General features: G+C 52.0%; 20 protein-coding genes. 2 read left to right on the forward strand and 18 right to left on the reverse strand.

Translation table 11 applies throughout. The features are described 5' to 3' along the window. Window positions 1–2: 2 nt before the first annotated feature. From ACO0LH_RS25940 to ACO0LH_RS25960, 5 genes are all read right to left on the reverse strand, one after another. Window positions 3–668, reverse strand: coding sequence for a hypothetical protein (locus tag ACO0LH_RS25940; RefSeq protein WP_422944041.1), 666 nt, complete (start codon window positions 666–668; stop codon window positions 3–5). 11 nt (window positions 669–679) lie between these two features. After that, the gene (gene recR / locus ACO0LH_RS25945) at window positions 680–1,276 is read right to left on the reverse strand and encodes a recombination mediator RecR (RefSeq protein ID WP_422944042.1); all 597 of its coding nucleotides are present in this window, start codon (window positions 1,274–1,276) and stop codon (window positions 680–682) included. 2 nt (window positions 1,277–1,278) lie between these two features. Continuing rightward, entirely contained in the window at window positions 1,279–1,605 is a 327-nt protein-coding gene (locus tag ACO0LH_RS25950) for a YbaB/EbfC family nucleoid-associated protein (protein ID WP_110253135.1), read from the reverse strand. Window positions 1,606–1,702: 97 nt separating this feature from the next. Beyond that, complete coding sequence (locus tag ACO0LH_RS25955) at window positions 1,703–3,946, reverse strand: DNA polymerase III subunit gamma/tau (RefSeq protein WP_422944043.1); 2,244 nt, start codon at window positions 3,944–3,946, stop codon at window positions 1,703–1,705. An 18-nt stretch (window positions 3,947–3,964) separates the two neighbouring features. Beyond that, window positions 3,965–4,594, reverse strand: a complete 630-nt coding sequence (locus ACO0LH_RS25960) for a TetR/AcrR family transcriptional regulator (protein WP_422944044.1) — start codon at window positions 4,592–4,594, stop codon at window positions 3,965–3,967. 113 nt (window positions 4,595–4,707) lie between these two features. Between ACO0LH_RS25960 and ACO0LH_RS25965 the strand changes: the two genes are divergently transcribed. Beyond that, the gene (locus ACO0LH_RS25965; protein ID WP_422944045.1) at window positions 4,708–6,354 is read left to right on the forward strand and encodes an isovaleryl-CoA dehydrogenase; all 1,647 of its coding nucleotides are present in this window, start codon (window positions 4,708–4,710) and stop codon (window positions 6,352–6,354) included. 51 nt (window positions 6,355–6,405) lie between these two features. On the opposite strand, the gene ACO0LH_RS25970 is transcribed toward ACO0LH_RS25965, so the two are convergent. From ACO0LH_RS25970 to ACO0LH_RS26030, 13 genes are all read right to left on the reverse strand, one after another. Continuing rightward, window positions 6,406–6,909, reverse strand: a complete 504-nt coding sequence (locus ACO0LH_RS25970; RefSeq protein WP_422944046.1) for a potassium channel family protein — start codon at window positions 6,907–6,909, stop codon at window positions 6,406–6,408. After that, window positions 6,861–7,181 carry a hypothetical protein gene (locus tag ACO0LH_RS25975; protein ID WP_422944047.1) on the reverse strand — a complete coding sequence of 107 codons (321 nt, stop codon included), beginning with the start codon at window positions 7,179–7,181 and terminating at the stop codon, window positions 6,861–6,863. Before ACO0LH_RS25975 ends, ACO0LH_RS25970 begins: the two co-directional genes overlap by 49 nt. Window positions 7,182–7,409: 228 nt before the next feature. Beyond that, complete coding sequence (locus tag ACO0LH_RS25980; protein WP_422944049.1) at window positions 7,410–8,585, reverse strand: acyl-CoA dehydrogenase; 1,176 nt, start codon at window positions 8,583–8,585, stop codon at window positions 7,410–7,412. 43 nt (window positions 8,586–8,628) lie between these two features. Then, complete coding sequence (locus tag ACO0LH_RS25985; RefSeq protein WP_422944050.1) at window positions 8,629–10,167, reverse strand: 3-hydroxyacyl-CoA dehydrogenase; 1,539 nt, start codon at window positions 10,165–10,167, stop codon at window positions 8,629–8,631. Next, a complete protein-coding gene (locus tag ACO0LH_RS25990; protein ID WP_422944051.1) occupies window positions 10,164–10,562 on the reverse strand; it encodes a RidA family protein in 399 nt (132 codons plus the stop codon). Before ACO0LH_RS25990 ends, ACO0LH_RS25985 begins: the two co-directional genes overlap by 4 nt. Window positions 10,563–10,630: 68 nt before the next feature. After that, a complete protein-coding gene (locus ACO0LH_RS25995) occupies window positions 10,631–11,053 on the reverse strand; it encodes an acyl-CoA thioesterase (RefSeq protein WP_422944052.1) in 423 nt (140 codons plus the stop codon). After that, window positions 11,050–12,225, reverse strand: coding sequence for an acyl-CoA dehydrogenase family protein (locus ACO0LH_RS26000; protein ID WP_422944090.1), 1,176 nt, complete (start codon window positions 12,223–12,225; stop codon window positions 11,050–11,052). The genes ACO0LH_RS25995 and ACO0LH_RS26000 overlap by 4 nt, the downstream gene beginning before the upstream one ends. A 14-nt stretch (window positions 12,226–12,239) precedes the next feature. Beyond that, window positions 12,240–13,094, reverse strand: coding sequence for an enoyl-CoA hydratase family protein (locus ACO0LH_RS26005; RefSeq protein WP_422944053.1), 855 nt, complete (start codon window positions 13,092–13,094; stop codon window positions 12,240–12,242). Then, a complete protein-coding gene (locus ACO0LH_RS26010) occupies window positions 13,091–13,648 on the reverse strand; it encodes a MarR family winged helix-turn-helix transcriptional regulator (protein ID WP_422944054.1) in 558 nt (185 codons plus the stop codon). The genes ACO0LH_RS26005 and ACO0LH_RS26010 overlap by 4 nt, the downstream gene beginning before the upstream one ends. Before the next feature lie 12 nt (window positions 13,649–13,660). Continuing rightward, window positions 13,661–14,458, reverse strand: coding sequence for an SDR family NAD(P)-dependent oxidoreductase (locus ACO0LH_RS26015; protein ID WP_422944055.1), 798 nt, complete (start codon window positions 14,456–14,458; stop codon window positions 13,661–13,663). Between the two features lie 2 nt (window positions 14,459–14,460). Then, window positions 14,461–16,854, reverse strand: a complete 2,394-nt coding sequence (locus tag ACO0LH_RS26020) for a bifunctional salicylyl-CoA 5-hydroxylase/oxidoreductase (RefSeq protein ID WP_422944056.1) — start codon at window positions 16,852–16,854, stop codon at window positions 14,461–14,463. Window positions 16,855–16,923: 69 nt separating this feature from the next. Beyond that, window positions 16,924–18,096, reverse strand: a complete 1,173-nt coding sequence (locus ACO0LH_RS26025) for an ABC transporter substrate-binding protein (protein ID WP_422944057.1) — start codon at window positions 18,094–18,096, stop codon at window positions 16,924–16,926. Window positions 18,097–18,156: 60 nt separating this feature from the next. Continuing rightward, a complete protein-coding gene (locus tag ACO0LH_RS26030) occupies window positions 18,157–19,785 on the reverse strand; it encodes an AMP-binding protein (protein WP_422944058.1) in 1,629 nt (542 codons plus the stop codon). A 273-nt stretch (window positions 19,786–20,058) separates the two neighbouring features. On the opposite strand from ACO0LH_RS26030, the gene ACO0LH_RS26035 reads away from it, so the two are divergent. Next, complete coding sequence (locus ACO0LH_RS26035) at window positions 20,059–20,979, forward strand: branched-chain amino acid ABC transporter permease (RefSeq protein WP_422944059.1); 921 nt, start codon at window positions 20,059–20,061, stop codon at window positions 20,977–20,979. The last annotated feature ends 12 nt before the right edge of the window (window positions 20,980–20,991 follow it).

The raw sequence follows: 20,991 nt of genomic DNA on the forward strand, positions 1-20,991 counted from the left end.
ATTTAAAAGAATGTCAGTTTTTTGATTTCCCATGCAAGGTTGGCGCGTGCCTGTGTATCGTATTGCGCTGCCATAGCTGGGTGAAAGAACAGATGTTCGCGCTCGGCAAAACGCTTGAGTACCTTGATGCGGCCTGCACGGTAAAGTGGTGCTTCCAGCCAGCGGTATTCATTGCGCATGGCCCGGCTATATTGCTGGTAAACATCAGGTGCAGACCCGAAGATAGCCATATCCAGATCAAGAAACAGTGGCAGATCAGCGGCAACCGTGCCACGCTGCGGTATCTCATGCCTGGCTGTGGCCAGTATGCATTGCTGGACATGGAGGATGATATTGCTGTCAATTTCCAGATGCATCAGAAGCTGGGCGGCCAGCGCAGAACTCTTGCGTTCATTGTCGTTAACCCGCGTGTCATACACCAGATCATGAAACCAGATCGACAAGGCTAGAGCTGGATAATATTGCACCAGACCTTTGACAGTCTCTGCATGGCGCAACAAAGCCTGGATGTGGGAAAGATTGTGGTAGCTGCGGTGTGGCTCAGAATAGTAACGTTCTATGATGGCCCACACTTCCTTGCTTTGCTTCTGGCTTCCGGCCAGCTCCTGTATCAGGTCTGACCATTGCTGCTGCAATTTGCTTTTTTGCTCGGAAGGGATCAGGAACATGGCATTGGCAGTCAGGTCGTACGGCGATCCAGCATGGCACGGGCAATGGTGCCAGCATCGACATATTCAAGTTCACCACCAACCGGCACGCCACGTGCCAGCCGACTTACTTTCAGGCCGCGCGCCTTCAGGTTTTCGCTGATATAGTGGGCGGTGGCTTCGCCTTCGTTGGTGAAATTGGTTGCCAAAACCACCTCCTGCACGATGCCATCAGTAGCCCGGGCTATCAATTTTTCCAGGTGTATGTCTTTTGGGCCTATACCATCCAGCGGCGAAAGCCTTCCCATGAGGACAAAATACAGACCTTTGTAAGTCAGCGTCTGCTCTATCATCATCTGGTCAGATGGTGTCTCGACGACACACAACAAAAGCCTGTCCCGCACTTCATCAAGACAGGTTTCGCAAATCTCACTCTCGGTAAAAGTATTGCAGGAAGCACAGTGCTGTATGCGCTCTACCGCATGCGTCAGTGCCTGACCGAGGATGGCGGCACCGTCCCGGTCATGCTGTAGTAAGTGATAAGCCATGCGCTGGGCAGATTTAGGCCCTACACCAGGTAAACGGCGCAGTGCTTCAGCCAGGGCTTCCAGACTACCGAGTTTCTTCACACTCAGAATGGCATTTTAAAACCGGGTGGCAAAGGCATGCCAGCCGTCAATGCAGACATTTTCTCTTGCGAAGTAGCTTCAGCCTTGCGTACGGCGTCATTGAAAGCTGCAGCAACCAGATCTTCCAGCATGTCTTTATCATCACCCAGCAAAGAAGGGTCAATCGTGACGCGCTTGACATCATTTTTGCAAGTCATGACGACTTTGACGAGGCCAGCACCCGCCTGGCCTTCAACTTCAACCAGGCCCAGTTGGTCCTGGGCTTTTTTCATATTGTCCTGCATTGCCTGGGCTTGTTTCATCAAGCCGGCCAATTGATTTTTCATCATAAAAATTTTTCCAGAAATAAAGGATATCAAATAAGGATTAAGGGGTCAGAGGTAATAATCGTTCAGAACGAGCCAGAGAAGTTTCAATACCGTCTCTCTAGACCGGCCTGACACTGCCTGTAACGATAGTTGCGCCAAATTCACGCATCAATGTCTGTACGAAAGAATCACCCTGTATGGATGCTTCAGCCTGTTGCTGCCTTACCTCTCGCTCAGCTACGGCCTGAGCATTGGCTGTTTGTTCAACAGCACCGATTTCTGTCTCGACGCGGATATTTTTTTCAAAACGCTCGGACAAGACGGCAGACAGTTTTTCTACACTGCCTGCTGATAACAAGGTAGACAAAGGCACGCGCAAACGGAAGACGTGGGCATTGCCGTCCTGCCTGCAACTGACCAGTTCACTTTGTTGCGCCAATTGCTGCGAAACACCACGTACAGGCAGGCTTGCTGCCAGATTGGGCCAGAAACCATCCCAATTCAATTCTGGCACAGGAGAACTCGATACCTGTCTGTCGGCAAGAAGGGGTGCAACTGGTTCGTGCTTCATCTTCACGGCTTCAACCGGCGCTTTTTCCACCGCTACCGTTACATTGGTTTCACTTGTGGGTGAACTCGTGACCGGCGCATCCATTCTTGGCGGTTTTGCAGTTGCTACCGGTTTGGCAGGTGCTGCGTCAAAAAACATTTCCTCATCCCAGGGCGGCGGCATGTCATCCATGCCCATGGCCTGGGCGTCTTGCTCGGCAATAATAGGTGCCGGCGCCGACGTGACCACTGGGGCAGGACGCACAGTCATTGTAGGTGCAGGTGCTGGTACAACTTCAACTACCGTTTTTTTCTCAATGACAGGCTCTGAAGCTGCCGCAGGTGGCACACTCGACGCGGCCGAAGCAGATGGAGCAGCCGGTTTTGTCCCCGCTGAGGTTGGTTTGTTACTAGCAGCCCTGGCGGCCGCTAACGCTGCCATTGCGGGACTGATGCGTGCAGGTGCAGGCGCGGCAGATGGGGCCACAGATGCAGGCGCCGCAGCTGCAACACCAGTTGGCAAGGCAGCAGTATCACGCGTAGTAAGCGCTGCGGGTGTCTGGGAATCAGTAGCTGCAGTAGCCGCAGGAGCTGAGGCATTGCTGTTCGTATTTGCAGAGCGTCCGGCACTGGCAACTGGTGCAGCAGATGCAACTGGTGTCGTTGGCAACATTGCAGGACGCCCACCTGAAGAGGGTCCTGTCATTGCCGGCACTGACTGCTCACCACTGACTGGCTTGAACGCCAGCATGCGCAACAAAGTCATGCTGAAGCCAGCATATTCATCGGGTGCCAGTGCCAGTTCATTGCGACCATGCACGGCGATCTGGTAAAACAGTTGAATTTCTTCTTTGGCAAAACATTGTGCCAGACGCAAAACCTGTTCGCGCTCAGGGATATCGTCGGCAACCGCCGCTGGTACCAATTGCGCCACGGCGATCTGGTGCAGCAGGCTGCCCAGGTCCTGCAAGGCGGCTCTATAGGACAGGCTGCGTGCCGCCATTTCGTCTGCAACATCGAGCAAGGCTTTGCCATCTTTTACAACAAGGGCATCCAGCAGGCGAATCAGGTAAGACTGATCGAGCGCGCCCAGCATGCCCTGCACTGCTTCCAGGCTGACTTTGCCAGCCGCATAGGCAATTGCCTGATCGGTCAATGACAAGGCATCACGCATGGAGCCATGCGCGCCCTGAGCCAGCAGACGCAAGGCTGGCAATTCAAAATCGATCTGCTCTTGCCCGAGTATATTTTCCAGATGACCAACGATATGCCCTGGCGGCATTTGCTTCAGGTTAAATTGCAGGCAGCGCGACAAAACCGTTACCGGGATTTTTTGGGGATCAGTCGTTGCCAATATGAATTTGACGTGTTCGGGTGGTTCTTCCAGCGTTTTCAACATGGCGTTGAAAGCGTGGTTGGTCAGCATGTGCACCTCATCTATCATATAGACTTTAAAGCGCGCATTCGATGGGGCATAAATGGCTTGCTCCAGCAGCGAAGCCATTTCATCAACGCCACGATTGGACGCGGCATCCATTTCTATATAGTCAACGAAACGTCCGGCATCAATTGCCGTACATGCCTCACAGACCCCGCAAGGGTGGGCAGTAATGCCGGTCTCGCAGTTGAAGGATTTGGCCAGTATGCGCGACAAGGTCGTCTTGCCGACACCGCGTGTGCCAGTGAATAAATAGGCGTGATGCAGCCGCTGCTGCTCAAGCGCATGAGATAAGGCACGAACCACGTGCTCCTGCCCAACCAGCGTTTCAAAGCTTTTTGGACGGTATTTTCGGGCGAGAACTTGATAGGACATCCTGCGATTTTACCTCATTCAGGCGGACTGACCAGTGATTTGCAGATATCCAAGCACCAAGTTTTGCATATCCTGGCGAAATTTCGCTTCCAGCAGGCTTTGCGGCGACAGCATCAGGGTCTGATAAAGCACGCCATATACGGCAGCATGGACGACTTCGGCGCTTTTACCGACATACGTGGCACGGTCAGCACTGGCTTCAAAGGCAGATTCCCAAATGGCCACGATTTGGCCATACAGGCTGCTATAGGCTTCCATATTTGAAATTTGTCTTTCCAGAAAAATCAGGGCTGACCGTTCTTCCATCTTGTCGGCATGCATTTTTATGATCTGCTCTATCAGATAAGCGATCATTTGTTGCAAGGGCTGCCCCTGCTTTGCATCTACCCAGATACGCATCTGTATGCCGATATTCTTGAAACGCTCATGAATACAATGGGCCGCAATTGACTTTTTACCCGGGAAATACTCATACAAGGTTCCCAGGCCAACGCCAGCCACCAGTGCAATATCGCGCATTGTCAAACCAGCATAGCCTTTCTCAACCAAAAGCCGAACAAAGGCATCCAGAATTGCTCCCTGTGTCATGCGCGAGCGCTGCTGCACAGGTTTGCGCCTTAATTTCAATGGGCTGGCTGTCTCTGTCATTTATTTTTTCTTGTCTTATTTGTGTATTGCGATGGGCTTTGAAAGGCGAACACCAGAAACACGCCATCAGGCTACACTGGTCACTTACCTATTTTCATTCGAGTGAGACCAGCATGCAATGGCAAACCCATGAAATCAGCAATCAAGTCCCGAGCCTGCAAGACTACAATATTTTTACTAGTGATACAGTTCTAAAGGACAGCTTGAGCCATTATCAGGCAGAGTGGCATGTCCCGGCGCTGGCTGCATCAGGCAATGAACTGGGTAGCCGTGAAGTGCTGGAACTTGCCTCGCTGGCAAATACCAAATTGCCAGAACTACACACGCATGACCGCCACGGGCAGCGCATAGACCAGGTCGAGTTTCATCCGGCCTGGCATGAATTACTTGGTCTGTTGCGCAAGCAGGACCTGCATGCCAGCCCCTGGAGCACACCGCAAAACGGCGCGCATGTTGCCAGGGCTGCCGGTTATTTTTTACAGGCACAAGTCGAATCAGGGTCTTTATGCCCGGCTACCATGACCTTCGCTTCTATCCCTGTATTACAAAAAGAGACCAGATTATTTGATCAAATCCGGGACAAGTTATTTTCCCGCCAGCATGACCAGCGTGACCTGCCCATCGCACAAAAAACTTCCATCATGATAGGCATGGGCATGACCGAAAAACAGGGTGGCTCGGATGTGCGCAGCAATACGACCATTGCCCGGCCGATAGCCCACGGCGGTCGCGGTGAGAACTATACATTGACTGGTCATAAATGGTTTTTCTCTGCACCAATGTGCGATGCCCACATGGTGCTGGCGAAAACCGAAGCCGGACTATCTTGCTTTTTCGTGCCTCGCTGGCGGCCTGACGGCAGCAAAAACGCAGTGCTGGTGCAAAGGCTGAAAGATAAGCTGGGCAACAAATCCAATTCCAGCAGTGAAGTTGAATTTCAGGATGCCTTTGGCATCCTGGTTGGCGAAGAAGGCCGGGGCATTCCTACCATCATAGAAATGGCTAACCTAACGCGGCTGGATTGCGTCATAGGCAGCGCCGCTTTAATGCGGCAAGCCCTGGTACAGGCGATCCATCATGCCCGCCATCGTCATGCCTTCGGCAAAAAACTTGTTGAGCAGGCATTGATGCGCAATGTACTGGCCGACCTCGCGCTGGAAAGTGAAGCCGCCACACGGCTGATGCTGCATCTCGCTGCAGCGCTTGATGCGGAAGACGACCCCCTGCAACGCGCATGGAAGCGCATCATGACACCTGCTGCCAAATTCTGGGTATGCAAGCGGGCACTGGAGTTTTCCGGAGAGTGCATGGAAGTCTGGGGCGGCAACGGCTATGTCGAAACCGGACCAATGGCACGTTTGTATCGCGAGGCACCAGTCAATTCGATCTGGGAAGGATCAGGCAATGTCATGTGCCTTGATGTATTAAGAGCGATAGAACGTGATCCTGCGGGCATGCAACTCTTGTTGCAACAATTCAGCTCATCACCCGCGCCAGCCATAAGGCAAATGGCACAAGAATTACAACTGGATTTGCAGGCAGATCCCCATCAGCTTGAAATGAGTGCACGCCGCTTCGCACAAAAACTGGTCATCACTGCGCAAGCCTTCCTGATGACAGAATTGGCACCGGCAGAAATTGCCCTGGCCTTCTTGCAAAGCCGTGTGGATGCGTCCTGCGGTCGCGTATATGGCACTTTGTCGGCAGAGACCAGTCCGGCAATACAGGCACAGATCATCGAGCGGGCTTTCAGCATTTGAGTAAGGCAGTATCTGACTACAGCATGGTGGCAAGGAGGTCGACGATGATGTTCATATTTGCTTATCAAGGTTTATCCTGTCCAGATGGCGTGGGTAAATAGTCACGGCGCCGAAATTCTTCCCGCAAGCAACTTCCCTCGTGAGGGCGCGGATATCGGCATGCAGTTCGCGCTCGAACCCGGCTTCCTCCGCTTCGACAAACAGGGCGGCGATATTGGCAGTCACAATGGAAAATATCGCGTAACCAAGTAGTACGATAAACACCGCAAATATTTTAGAAGCAGGCGTAGAGGGAACAATATCGCCATAGCCCACGGTTGCTATGGTGGTAAATGCCAGCCAGACGCCGTTTGCATAACTGTGGACATTTGGCTCAAGCCAGTAAAAACCAGCTCCGGCCGAATTCAACATCAACAAAGCCAGACCCAGCATTTGTATCAAGTGGCTGGGCTTCATGTTTTGCAACACCAGGGTTGCGATACGCAGCACGATGAATGTGCACAGGCTCAGGCGCAACAACCATTCCCATGTGCTCCAGTTGATATCAGTAGGCAAACTACTGAAAAGACAGCCAGCAATAATGCATAAATCGAGTAGCAGCTTTCCACTACGCCTTTGCTGATTTTTTTATTTTTTCGCCATTGCAGAAAACTGTCAAAAGCCATGAGCAAGGCGACGATTGCATACAAGGCCCGGCCTGCGACACGCACACCTTCATTGACATCATCCAGCAAAAAATAGAATGCGGGAATCGAAAGCAACAGACTGAACAACAGCAAAGGGCGGGAAAGCCACGTCAAAAACCGCTTGGTAACAGGGAAATTCATGGGGAAGACTATTCCTTTGCTGTCAGGGCAAGGGAGCGCATGTGAAAAATGATTGCCAGTGCAAGCATGATCACAAGTTTTTTCCAGGGAGTATTGAGATTTCGCAAAGCCAAGGCGTTTTCAGCTTTGGTCCGCATGACACATGCAATTTCTGTATTTGTAGAAAAGTAGAGACTACAGGCTGGATCCAGATGGAAAGGGCTGCTATTGCAGCAGCCCTGCCAGTTTTTAAAATGCGGCGATACCAGTCTGCGCACGTCCCAGTATCAGGGCATGGATATCATGCGTACCTTCATAGGTATTCACCACTTCCAGATTGACGAGGTGACGGGCAATACCGAATTCATCTGAAATGCCGTTTCCGCCCAGCATATCGCGCGCGGTACGTGCGATATCCAGGGATTTACCGCAAGAATTACGCTTCATGATGGACGTGATTTCTACGGCAGCTGTTCCCTCATCTTTCATGCGTCCCAGGCGCAGGCAACCTTGCAGTGCCAGCGTAATCTCTGTCTGCATGTCAGCCAGTTTTTTCTGTATCAACTGATTGGCAGCCAGCGGGCGGCCAAATTGCTGACGATCCATCGTGTACTGACGTGCCGTATGCCAGCAGAATTCTGCCGCACCTAACGCACCCCAGGCAATACCGTAACGCGCAGAGTTCAGGCAAGTGAATGGACCTTTCAGACCTTCTACATGCGGCATCAGGTTTTCTTCAGGGACGAATACTTCATCCATGACAATTTCGCCTGTGATGGAGGCACGCAAGCCGACCTTGCCATGAATCGCGGGTGCTGACAGGCCTTTCCAGCCCTTTTCCAGGATAAAGCCACGGATACGGCCATCATCGGTTTTTGCCCACACCACGAAGACATCCGCGATAGGACTATTGGTGATCCACATCTTGGCACCACTGAGCGAATAACCACCAGGCACAGTCTTGGCACGTGTGACCATGCTGCCAGGATCAGAACCATGATTCGGTTCAGTCAGGCCAAAGCAGCCTATCCATTCACCCGTCGCCAGCTTGGGCAGGTATTTTTGTTTTTGCGCTTCACTGCCAAATTCATTGATAGGCACCATGACCAGCGAACTCTGCACACTCATCATGGAACGGTAACCGGAATCCACCCGCTCTACTTCGCGCGCTACCAGGCCGTAGCAGACATAGTTCAAGCCGGCACCACCGTATTGCGTGGGAATCATGGAACCCAGCAAGCCCAGCTCACCCATTTCACGGAAAATTGCCGGGTCTGTTTTTTCATGACGGAAAGCTTCGAGTACACGCGGTGTCAGTTTTTCTTCACAATAAACGCGCGCTGCATCCTGCACCATGCGTTCTTCATCGCTTAACTGCGAAGACAATAACAAGGGATCTTCCCAACTAAATACAGCCTTGGCCATCTAATTCTCCTGATTGAATGATGCGTTTCATTTTTATATATTTTTACGTTTGCTGTGCAATATGTGTCAGTGACAAACCCAGTTGCGCCCTGCGCACCAGCCAGGGGCTGGGGCGATAACGCGGGTCGCCAGTGCTGCTTAACAAATTCCGCAAAACCGTCAGTATACGCGAAGCGCCGAGTTTGTCGCCCCAGGCCAGCGGCCCCATAGGGTAAGCCAGGCCCAATACCACTGCCCGGTCAAGGTCGGCCGGGCTGCAAATTCCCTGCTGGACGATCTCGCAAGCGATATTGATGATGGTCGCCAATACCCGTTGCACTACAAAACCGGCACTGTCCTGTATCAAACTGACGCCCTGCCCGCCAGTTTGCAATAAGGCCCTGCATTGCTCCGCCAGTTCTGCATCGGTAGCCGGGCTCATCATCAGGCTCAGATGCCCCTGGCAATCGAGCAAGGCATCAATACCTACAGTGCGTCGCGCCGGCAAGCCTTCACGGGCAACGCAGCTACTGACATCTTCACCAAACGGGCTGACGATGCACAGGGCGGTATCTGAAGGCCGCTCGCCCTGCTCTGGCGTTACGCCGCAGCGTTCCAGTAAATCGGTCAGGGCGGGAACCGCTTCAGGGTTGGAAAGACTCACCCATACCGGCCCATCCCATGCAGCAACACTGTCTTCGACTTTGTGATCGGCATCATGACCGCCATAAGAATAGAAACCACGTCCTGTTTTCCGGCCCAATACGCCGGCATGCAGGCGCTGGGCTGTAATGACGTTAGGACGGTAACGCGGCTCTTCATAGTACTGGTGGTAAATCGCCTCCATCACCGGGTGTGATACATCCAGTCCGGTCAGGTCTAGCAATTCAAATGGCCCAAGCCTGAAGCCAGCCGCTTCGCGCATGATCTGGTCGATCTGGCGAAAACCGGCAACGTTTTCCTGCAACAGGCGCAATGCTTCAGTGCCATAACCACGCCCGGCATGATTGACGATGAAGCCTGGTGTATCCTTGGCACGTACAGGCAAATGTCCGGTACGCACTGTAAAGGCCATCAGCTGCTCGCTGATTTCGGGTCTAGTCAACAAGCCATCAATGACCTCAACCACTTTCATCATGGGTACAGGGTTGAAAAAATGCAGGCCGGCGACACGCTCGGGCAATTTGCTGCCAGCAGCAATTGCCGTGACTGACAGAGATGAGGTATTGGTCGCCAGAATGCAATCGTCACTGACAATATGGTCAAGTTGCTGGAACAATGCTCTCTTGACTTCCAGCTTTTCCACAATGGCCTCTACCACCAGGTCACAATCTGCGAGTTCTTCCAAAGTATCAATGACCTGCAGGCATTCCAGCGCCTCCTGGCATTGTTCTTCACTGAGTTTGTCTTTATTGACCAGTTTTTGCCATTGCTCGGCAATCAGTTGCCTGGCTTTTTCAGCTGCTTCTGGCTGCACATCAAACAAACAGACCGGAATGCCAGCCTGCGCGGTGATCTGCGCAATGCCACGACCCATAGCACCGGCGCCGACGATGCCGATGACAGTAATGGCCTTGCCAGTGGTTTCATCGTCTTCACTCATACAGACTCCGGCACGATGGCGGTGACTTCTATTTCTACTTTTGCACGGTCTTCTATGAGTGCTGCAACCTGTACCGCGGTCATGGTCGGGTAATGCTTGCCGATGAGGTCACGGTAGGCTTCGCCAATTTCCTTATAGGCGGCAACATATTCTTTCTTGTCCGTCACATACCAGGTCATGCGGACGATATGTTCCGGCTTTGCATCGGCCTCGGCCAGCACTTCCACGATATTTTGCAATGCCTGCCTGACTTGCCCGGCAAAGTCATCCGTATGAAAAATACCCTGCGCATCCCAGCCTACGGTTCCACTGACGCAAACGGTGCGCCCGCTGGCGGCAATGCCATTCGAATAGCCACGCGGCCTCGCCCAGCCCTGAGGTTGCAAAATATCCATGGATTACCCTTTCCTTTGTATTCATTTTCCCTTCCTTTGAACAAAAGGAAAGGCCAAGCAATTCTTTATTACACAGCTGGCACATCACTATATTTTGCCATCGCCACGCGCAATATTTCCGGTATTGCCATCGCCTTGCGCAATTTCAGGTCCATCATCACCAGTACCAGCCTGGCCTTGACGCGCATATCCCGTTGCGGCCCAAGGATCAGTATCTGTATTTCTACCGAAGCACCGCCAAGTTTAACAACACTTAACTCTGCCAGTAATATTTCACCCAGTTCGGCCGGTTTGCTGAAATCCGTTTCTATGTGCACGGTAGGCAAACCGATGCCACGTTGCATATGCATTTCATGAAAACTGGCGCTCAAGCCCTGTGCGCACCAGTCTTCAACCACGCCATTGATCATTTCGAAATAACGTGGATAAAAAACAATACCCGCCGGATCACAATGTGCAAAACGTATTGGTAATTCTGAAGTAAATATCATGAAGCAGCATATTCCTTCAAAAGCTCCCTGCCTATGATCAATTGCTGCACCTCGGTCGCACCTTCATAGATGCGCAGGGAGCGAATTTCACGGTACAGTCTTTCTACCGGCACTTCGCTGACCACCCCCAGGCCACCAAACATCTGTACAGCGGCATCAATCACCTGCTGGGCACTTTCAGTGGCAGTCAGCTTGGCCATTGCGGCTTCTTTGGTCACTTTTCTGCCCTGGTCTCTTTGCCATGCAGCACGATAGATCAACAGCGCAGAACTGTCGATCGCTGTTGCCATTTGTGCAAATTTGGCTTGCGTTAACTGAAAATCGGCCAGGGTCTGGCCAAACATCTTGCGTGTGGTAGCGCGCTGCAAAGCTTCATCCATCGCACGGCGGGCAAAACCCAATGCGGCACCGGCGACTGACGTGCGAAAAATATCCAGCGTCGCCATCGCCACCTTGAAGCCTTGCCCGGCGTCACCAAGCTTTTGCGCGACATGGATGTGGCAATTTGTAAACTTCAGGCGCGCCAGAGGGTGTGGCGCAATTACGTCTATTCTTTCTGCAATTTCAAAACCGGGCAACGCGGCATCGACAATCAATGCAGTAATACCACGTGCACCCGGTGCTTCACCGGTACGGGCAAACAACACATAAAAATCAGCAATGCCGCCATTGGAAATCCAGGTCTTTTCACCGTTCAACACATAATGACTACCATCAGCTGTCAGTTCTGCCGCGCATTGCATGGCTGCCACATCAGAACCGGCATCTGGCTCGGACAAGGCAAAGGCAGCAATTGCTTCGCCACGGGCAACTTTGCTTAAATATTTTTGCTTCTGTTCTTCAGTACCAAACAGACTGATCGCCCCCGAGCCCAGGCCCTGCATGGCAAAGGCGAAATCAGCCAGGCCAGAATGCCGCGCCAGAGTTTCGCGTATCAGGCAAATGGCCCTGGTGTCAATGAGATCGCCTGCAGCACCATAGGCTGTACCGCCTACAGCATTGCTTAGCCATCCTGCATCACCCAGTTGCCTGACCAAGTCACGGCAGGTCTTGTCGACATCCTTAGCATGATGTTCTGCGATATTTTCCGCAGCCCATGCATCAAGCTGGTGTTGCAGTTGACGATGTTTGTCGTCAAAAAAAGGCCAGTCGAGATAACTGGTATCGGCCATTACATGCGTCATGCTTAATCCCCTTCAAATTCGGGCTTTTGTTTGGCAACAAAAGCATGGTAGGCGCGATGAAAATCATTGGTCATCATGCAGATCGCCTGTGCCTGCGCTTCGGCTTCTATCGCTTCATCGACACCCATATTCCATTCCTGTTGCAGCATCTTCTTGGTCATGCCATGCGCAAAGGTCGGGCCATCGGCGAGGTTCTTTGCATACGCCTGCGCATCGGCCAGTACATCTTCTGGACTGGAAAGGCGGTTAAAGAAACCCCAGCGCTCTGCTTCTTCACCTGACATGGAACGGCCAGAATACAATAAATCCGATGCCCTGCCCTGACCAATAATACGCGGCAAAATGGAACAGGCTCCCATATCGCAGCCTGCCAGCCCTACCCGCGTGAACAGGAAAGCCGTCTTGCTACGCGCTGTGCCTATGCGTATATCAGAAGATAATGCCAAAATCGCACCAGCACCAGCACACACACCATCAATCGCAGCAACAACAGGTTGCGGGCAGGCACGCATGGCCTTCACCAGATCACCCGTCATGCGGGTAAAACTCAACAAGCCAGGCATGTCCAGTTTGGTCAGTGGGCCGATGATTTCATGGACATCGCCACCGGAACAAAAGTTCTCGCCAGCGCCAGTGATAACAATGGCCTTGACATCATCTGCATACGCCAGTGTGCGGAACAGATCACGCAATTCGGCATAAGAATCAAAGGTCAGCGGGTTTTTACGCTCTGGGCGGTTCAGGATGACGGTGGCAACACCTGCGGCCACCTCATAATGGAAATGTTGTGCTTCATAAGCGGCGAGATGCTGGCGATTGCCTGGCAAGGAATGGGGCTGGCCGGGGAGAAATTTCATGATTTGTTATCCTGCGCTAAATGATGTTCTGGGTTATCTTCTTTATGCTCACTGCCGGGGTCGTGCAGATGCGTTTTTACTTGCGACAACAAGTCAAACAGATTGCCCTTCTGTTCCGGCTGCAAGCCAGAAAACATTTCTGCTATCCATTCTTCGTGGACAGTTGCCATGCGTTTGAATGCGCGCCGCCCGGCAGCGGTCAGCTTGACGCTATAGGCACGCCGGTCTTTCAGGTCCGCCACGCGCACGACCAGTTTCTCTTGTTCCAGCTGATCGGTGATACCGGTGATATTGCCACCTGTTACCATCATGCGCTTGGATAATTCACCCATGCGCAAACCTTCTGGATGGCGTTCCAGTTGTGCCATCAGGTCAAACCGTGGCAAGGTAATCCCGAACTCACTGCGCAGGCGGCTGCGAATTTCACCTTCTATCATGACCGTACACGACAACATGCGCAGCCACAGACGCAGGGACTGATGATGGTCTTGTGTCAGGCGGGTTTCCATATCCGATACCTGGACGCTGTCTTCTTTCACAATTCGCATTTCCATTTTTCGCCTCAACTACATGACTTCGCCACCGGCGACAGCAATTGACTGACCATTCATGGCAGATGCGCCATCCATACATAGCCAGGCAACGGCATCAGCTACTTCTTGTGGCTGCACCAGGCGCTTTTGCGGGTTTCCCGCCGCCAGTTCTGCCTTTGCCTGTTCTTCTGTACGGCCGGTCTTTGCCATGATGTTTGCCACTGCATCCTTGACGATATCGGTTTCTGTATAACCCGGGCAAACAGCATTGATGGTCACGCCTTTGCTGGCAACTTCCAGCGCCAGGGATCGCGTCAGGCCAATGACCGCATGCTTGGCAGCACAATAGGCGCTCACATATGCGTAGCCTTTCAAACCTGCGGTGCTGACAACATTGACGATACGCCCCCAGCCAGCTGCCAGCATGGTGGGCAAGACTTGCTGCGTACAATGGAAAGTGCCGTTAAGATTGACATCCAGCATTTGCTGCCACAGGTCTGCATCGGTTTTAAGGAAGCTGGCAGAAGCTGCCTGCCCGGCATTATTGATAAGAACGTCAATCGCACCTTTATCTGCCTGCGCCCGTTCAAACCCTTGTTTGACGGACAGGGCGTCACTGACATCGACAACGATATATTGCACCCGGTCTTTAGCACCAGTCAGGCTTGCCAGCTCATCGACAGCAGTTTGAAGCGTTCCCTCATTGCGCCCGGCGACAGTCACCACTGCGCCCTCAGCCAATAAGGCAGCCGCAATCGCCAGCCCTATGCCTTTACCTCCACCCGTTACCAGCGCATGCTTGCCCTGCAATTTTCCCTTATGCAAAATCATGGCTAGCCTTCCAGCAACTTGGCAGCGACTTGTTGCGGCGTCATACCGGCACTGGCAGCAGCAACCTGTTTTTCACGCTCAAGGTTACGTTCCAGTTGTACCTTGGCAGCGGTATATTGTTTTGGCCAGGGCATATCAAGAAAGCCCAGCCTCGCCGCTTCATTCAAAGTCCATGATGGATTGGCCAGATGTGGGCGGGCAATGGCGCATAGATCAGCGCGACCTGCCGCGATGATGCTATTGGCATGATCAGCTTCATAAATCGCCCCCACGGCAATGGTCGGAATTTGTACTTCATTACGGATACGGTCAGCAAACGGCGTCTGGAACATGCGGCCATAGACAGGCTTCTCCTTCTTGCTGATCTGGCCTGAAGAGCAGTCAATCATGTCGGCACCGGCGGCCTTGAACAGTCTGGCAATATCGACTGCATCATCGGGCGTGATGCCTCCTTCAACCCAGTCATGCGCAGAAATGCGCACTGAAATCGGCTTATGTTGTGGCCAGACTGCGCGGATTGCAGCAAACACCTGCAAAGGGAAACGGCAACGGTTTTCGAGCGAGCCGCCATATTCATCGCTACGCTGGTTCGTCAATGGAGAAATAAAACTGGACAGCAGGTAACCATGTGCGCAATGCAGCTCCAGCCAGTCGAACCCTGCGGCATCGGCTGCCAGCGTCGCATTGACGAAATCACTTTGTATGCGCTGCATGTCTGCTGCTGTGGCAGCATGTGAGCGTTGTGAAACGCCAGGCAGGTATTCTTGTTCAGACGCTGAAACCAGCGGCCAGTTAGCTTCTGTCAAAGGCTGGTCAATACCATCCCATGCAGCACGGGTAGAACCTTTGGCACCGGCATGCCCTAACTGCACGGCGATTTTTGCATCGGTATTGGCATGCACAAAATCAACAATACGTTTCCAGGCAAGGGTATGTTCAGGCTGATACAAACCCGGGCAAGCTGGTGTGATACGCGCATCGGCAGAAACGCAGGTCATCTCGGCAAACACCAGCCCTGCACCGCCCATGGCCCGGCTGCCCAGGTGTACCAGATGGTAATCACCGGCGACACCATCCACTGCCGAATACTGCGCCATCGGCGAAACCACGATACGGTTTTTCAACACCACATCCCGCAAACGGAAAGGCGTCAGCATGGGCGGAATCACTGATTGGGTCAATGGCATGGGCACGCCTGCCTTTGCATACGCATGTTCAGCGATCCATTGCTCAAAACTGCGGACATAGGCGGCATCACGCACACGCAGGTTTTCATGCGACAGGCGCTGGCTGCGTGTCAGCATGGAATAAGCAAATTGCGGAGCTTCCATCGCGGTATAACGCTGGACGTTTTCAAACCATTCCATGGAATTACGCGCCGAGCTTTGTATTTTCAAGACCTCAATGGCGCGTAATTCCTTATAGGCATCCATGACGGCCTGCATGCCCTGATCACCGTGCTTTTCAAAACTGCGCGCCAATTCTATGGCATCTTCCAGTGCCAGCTTGGTGCCGGAGCCGATAGAAAAATGCGCCGTATGGGCAGCATCCCCCATCAGTACCACTGGCACACGTTTGTTACCCAGTTCATTCCAGTGCACCCAGTTCTTGCAAATGATACGTGGAAATCTGATCCAGTTGGCAGAACCGCGCAAGTGGCTGGCGTTGGACATCAGTGCATTGCCGTCGAGGTATTTGGCAAACAGTTTTTCACAGAAAGCGATCGCTTCTTCCTGACTCATTTTATCTATGCCTGCCTTGAGCCAGACTTCTTCGGGCGTCTCGACAATAAAGGTGGCGGTATCACCATCGTACTGATAAGCATGCGCCTGGAACCAGCCATGTTCTGTTTCTTCAAAGGCAAAGGTAAAGGCAGAAAACAGTTTTTTCGTACCCAGCCACACGAAACGGCATTTACGGGTATCGATATCAGGCTGGTAACTGCTTTCATAGCGCGTTCGTACACGGCTGTTCAAACCATCACAGGCAATGACCAGGTCAGCATCGTATTGCAAGGCAATAGCCTGGTCATCTGTTACATCGGTTTCAAACACCAGGTTGACACCCAGCTCTTCACATCTTTCCTGCAAAATGTTCAATAGACGTTTGCGGCCAATACCGCAAAAACCGTGCCCCCCGGATGTAACAACATGCCCCTTGAAATGGGTATCGATATCGTCCCAGTGATTAAAGGACTGCAAAATTGAACGCGCAGTCTGCTCATCTGCATTCACCAGATTGCCCAGCGTCTGGTCAGAAAACACCACGCCCCAGCCAAAGGTGTCATACGCACGATTGCGTTCCAGTACATAAATATTGTGTGCCGGATTTTGCTTTTTCATCAGCAGGCTGAAATATAAACCTGCCGGCCCGCCGCCTATACAAACGATGTTCATGGAATTGCCTTGAAATTTGAAGAGTCAACATCGAAGGGTACACAACGAACCCTTCTGGTTAAAACGGTTTTACTGCATCTTGCAAGCGCCGACATAGGCATCATGATGATTGCTGAATACCGCGCCCAGGGTTTTATTGGTCACGCGCCCTTGCGCATCCTTGCTGATAATGCGCGCATAATAATTCTGCACTGGATAATGATTGGTATTGAAGCGGAAGTCGCCACGTACAGATTTGAAATTGGCAGCCTTGATGGCCTTGCCCAATGCGTCCTTGTCTTCGATTTTCCCTTTTACGCCGCGCACTGCGCTATCCATCAACATCGCCGCATCGTAGCCCTGCGATGCATACAGGGACGGCAGGCGGCCATATTCCTTCTGGAAATCAGCGACAAAGCGCTTGTTTTGTGGATTATCCATATCATGTCCCCACTGCGACGCATTGAACATGCCCAGCATAGGTGCGCCTACCGCCTTGATGATGTCTTCATCAGCGGAAAAACCCGGCCCGAACAGTTGGACATTTTTGGACAAACCTGCATCCACAAACTGTTTAATGAAATTGATACCCATGCCACCCGGCAGGAAGATGTACACGGCATCCGGCTTCAGGCTACGGATTTGCGCCAGTTCAGTGGCATAATCCAGCTGACCAAGCTTGGTATAAATTTCGTCAGCCACTTTGCCTTTGTAATAGCGCTTGAAACCGGTCAGCGCATCTTTGCCAGCAGGATAATTCGGTGCCACCAGTGCGACATTTTTAAACCCTTTGTCATTGACCTGTTTGCCTACGGCTTCATGCAGACTGTCGTTTTGCCAGGCCACATTGAAGAAGTAAGGGTTACATTGTTCACCCGCATATTGCGAAGGCCCGGCATTGGCGCTGATGTAGTGAACTTTGGCGCTGAAGATGCTGGGGCCAACTGCCAGCATCAAGTTGGAAAACACAATCCCGGTCATGAAATCGACCTTGTCTTTCTTGATCAGTTTATCGACCAGCTGTTTGGTCGCATCAGGGTTTTGCTGGTCATCACCACTGATGACTTCAACAGGCAGACCACCAAATTTATTATCAAGATGCTTGAGCGCCAGCGAAAAACCATCACGAATATCTACACCAAGCCCAGCACCGGCACCCGACAAAGTCGTCACCATCCCTACTTTGACTTTGTCGGCAGCAAATGCATGCGTTGCAGCCATACCGGACAACAGTAAACACAGCAAGGTCTTTTTCACGGACATCTCCTTCAGTGGTGGGTGGTGTTGGACAAGTACACGGGTGAGCAAAGGTCAATCAGCAAATCAGGCAACTTCACGCAGCTTGTAGCGTTGCAACTTGCCCGTTTCGGTTCTTGGCAAACTCTTCAAGAACTCTATGGCGCGCGGGTATTTATAGGGGGCGATACTGCTCTTGACGAAACCCTGGATGTCCTTGACCAGCAAAGCCGTCGCCTCCACCTCCGGTTTCAAAACGATATAGGCTTTGACGATTTGCCCTCGCTCTTCGTCGGCCAAACCGATCACCGCACATTCGGCAACAGCTTCGTGCTTGAGTATGGCCTCTTCCACTTCCGGGCCGGCAATATTGTAGCCAGCTGAAATAATCATGTCGTCGGTACGGGCGCGGTACCAGAAATAACCATCTGCATCCATTTCATAGGCATCACCGGTCAGGTTCCAGCCCTTGTAGACATAATTCTTTTGACGTTCATCTGCGAGGTAACGGCAGCCTGTCGGGCCTTTGACGGCCAGCCGCCCCACCACGCCGGGTGCAGCAATATTGCCATTTTCATCGAGCACACAGGCTTGATAGCCAGGTATCGGCTTGCCTGTCGCACCTGGCCGCACATCATTGCCCTCGGCAGAAATAAAGATATGCAACATTTCGGTTGCACCTATGCCGTCTATCATCACCAGGCCGCTGGCTTGTCGCCATGCTTCGCGGGTTGACGCAGGCAAGGCCTCACCAGCAGAAACAGTTTTCTTTAAACTGGACAAGTCAAAATCTTTAGCCAGCATGGCCATTTGCCGGTAAAAAGTCGGTGCCGTAAAACAAACCGTTGCACCAAAATCGTCAATCGCTTTCAATAAAGTTTCTGGTGTCAGTTTTTCCAGCAGGATTGCCGTTGCACCTACGCGCAAGGGAAACAGGAGCAGGCCGCCAAGGCCGAAAGTGAACGCCAGCGGTGGGGTGCCGATGAAAATATCATCCGGATCGGATTGCAGTGTAGAACGGGGGAAACAGTCGCAAATTGCCAATACATCCCTATGAAAATGCATGGTGCCCTTGGGCACGCCTGTAGTGCCGGAGGTAAAACTGATCAGGCAGACATCTTCCGCCGAGGTATCAACAACATCGAACGTGGCGGGTTTTTTTATGATGCGTGCTTCCAGGCTTTCTGGTCCATCATGATTGAAATAGACGATTTGTTTCAAAACCGGATTTGCCTGAGCCGCCAGCTCCATCTCTTCACGCAAATTATACGAACATAAGGCAGCGGCAATTTCTGCCTTGTTGGCGATAACACCGAGTTCTTTGGCGCGCAACAAGGGCATGGTAGGTACGGCAACACAGCCTGCCTTGATTGTCGCCAATACACTGGCAGCCATCATGGGGTTATTGGCACCACGCAAAAGCACGCGGTTGCCTGGCAGCAGTTGCATGTCTTCTTGCAGGACATGGCAAATACGGTTAACCGTATCGCGCAAATACGCATAAGTCCATTTCTCAGCATGATTGCGTATGGCAATTTTTTCTGAAAAACCTTGTTCACACATTTTGTCGAGCAATTCAACGACGACATTCAGCCGTTCAGGATATTGCAATTCAGGCAAAGAAAAAACCAGTTCAGGCCAAAGCTCACGCGGCGGCAGGTGATCGTGGGCAAATGTATCCAGATGGGCAGATCCTGGTCGGACAGTTGTGGTCATTTCTTCTCCGGTCAAAGGCTGGGCGATGCCCAATATTGCTGAGATTACTGAGATTGCTGGAAATTACTGAACTTGCTGTAAATCACTGAATACAAATGAGGTGGTATCCGTTTCAAATGAAAACTACTTTAAACCTAAACTATTTTTTGGTAAAGTGTTTTTTTGTCGCATATCAGCAATTTCTTCTTAAGAAAATCGCGTTACTTCCTGCACTTATAGTATATTTTAGACCTAAAGTAATTTCATCAAAGCACCATCATCAGGAACCAGGTAATGGATATCACGCTTTTGTTTGAACACCTGCTCAACGGCCTGCAATTCGGGCTGATGCTATTTCTGCTGGCGGCGGGCCTGACGCTGATTTTCGGGATTATGGACTTCATCAATCTCGCGCATGGTTCTCTGTATATGGCAGGCGCTTATTTCGCAGCCACCTTCACCAGCCTGAGTGGCTCTTTCTGGCTGGGATTAACTGGTGCTGTCATCGCTACGGCAGCATTAGGCGTCATTTTGGAAATTGTCATTTTCAGACGCTTATATCAGCGTGACCACTTGTCGCATGTCCTTGCCACCTTTGCATTGATGCTGATCTTCAATGAAGCTGCGCGCATGATCTGGGGTGCGCAACCCTTGATGCTGAACGTACCGCCGCAACTGGCGCAGCCCGTAGAATTACTTCCCAATTTCTTTTACTCGTCCTTCAGGTTATTTATTATCGCAACCGGCTTTGCAATTGCCGGTTTGTTATATCTGATCGTCACCAGAACACGTTTGGGAATGCTGGTACGCGCTGGCGCTTCCAACAGGGAGATGGCGGTGACCATGGGGGTGAATATCAAACTTGTGTTCACGCTGCTGTTTGCCTTTGGCGCAGCCCTGTGTGCAATTGCAGGAGCCTTGCTGGGCTCTATCCTCGCGGTACAGGTAGGCATGGGAGAAAGCATATTGATACTGGCTTTTGTGGTGATTGTCATTGGTGGCATAGGCTCTATCCGTGGTGCCCTGGTGGGCGCACTGCTGTTGGGCCTGGTTGACACGCTGAGCAAGACTTTGTTGCCAGACGCATTGAAGATGCTAATGCCGGGTGAATTTGCCGCCAATCTTGGGCCGGCACTGGCATCCATGCTGATCTATGTCTTGATGGCGGCAGTGCTTTTTTATAAGCCGCAGGGTTTGTTCCCTGCCCGTGGCTGAGCCGGAAGCATT

This window comes from Undibacterium sp. TJN19 (assembly GCF_049339485.1).
Lineage (GTDB): Bacteria > Pseudomonadota > Gammaproteobacteria > Burkholderiales > Burkholderiaceae_D > Undibacterium.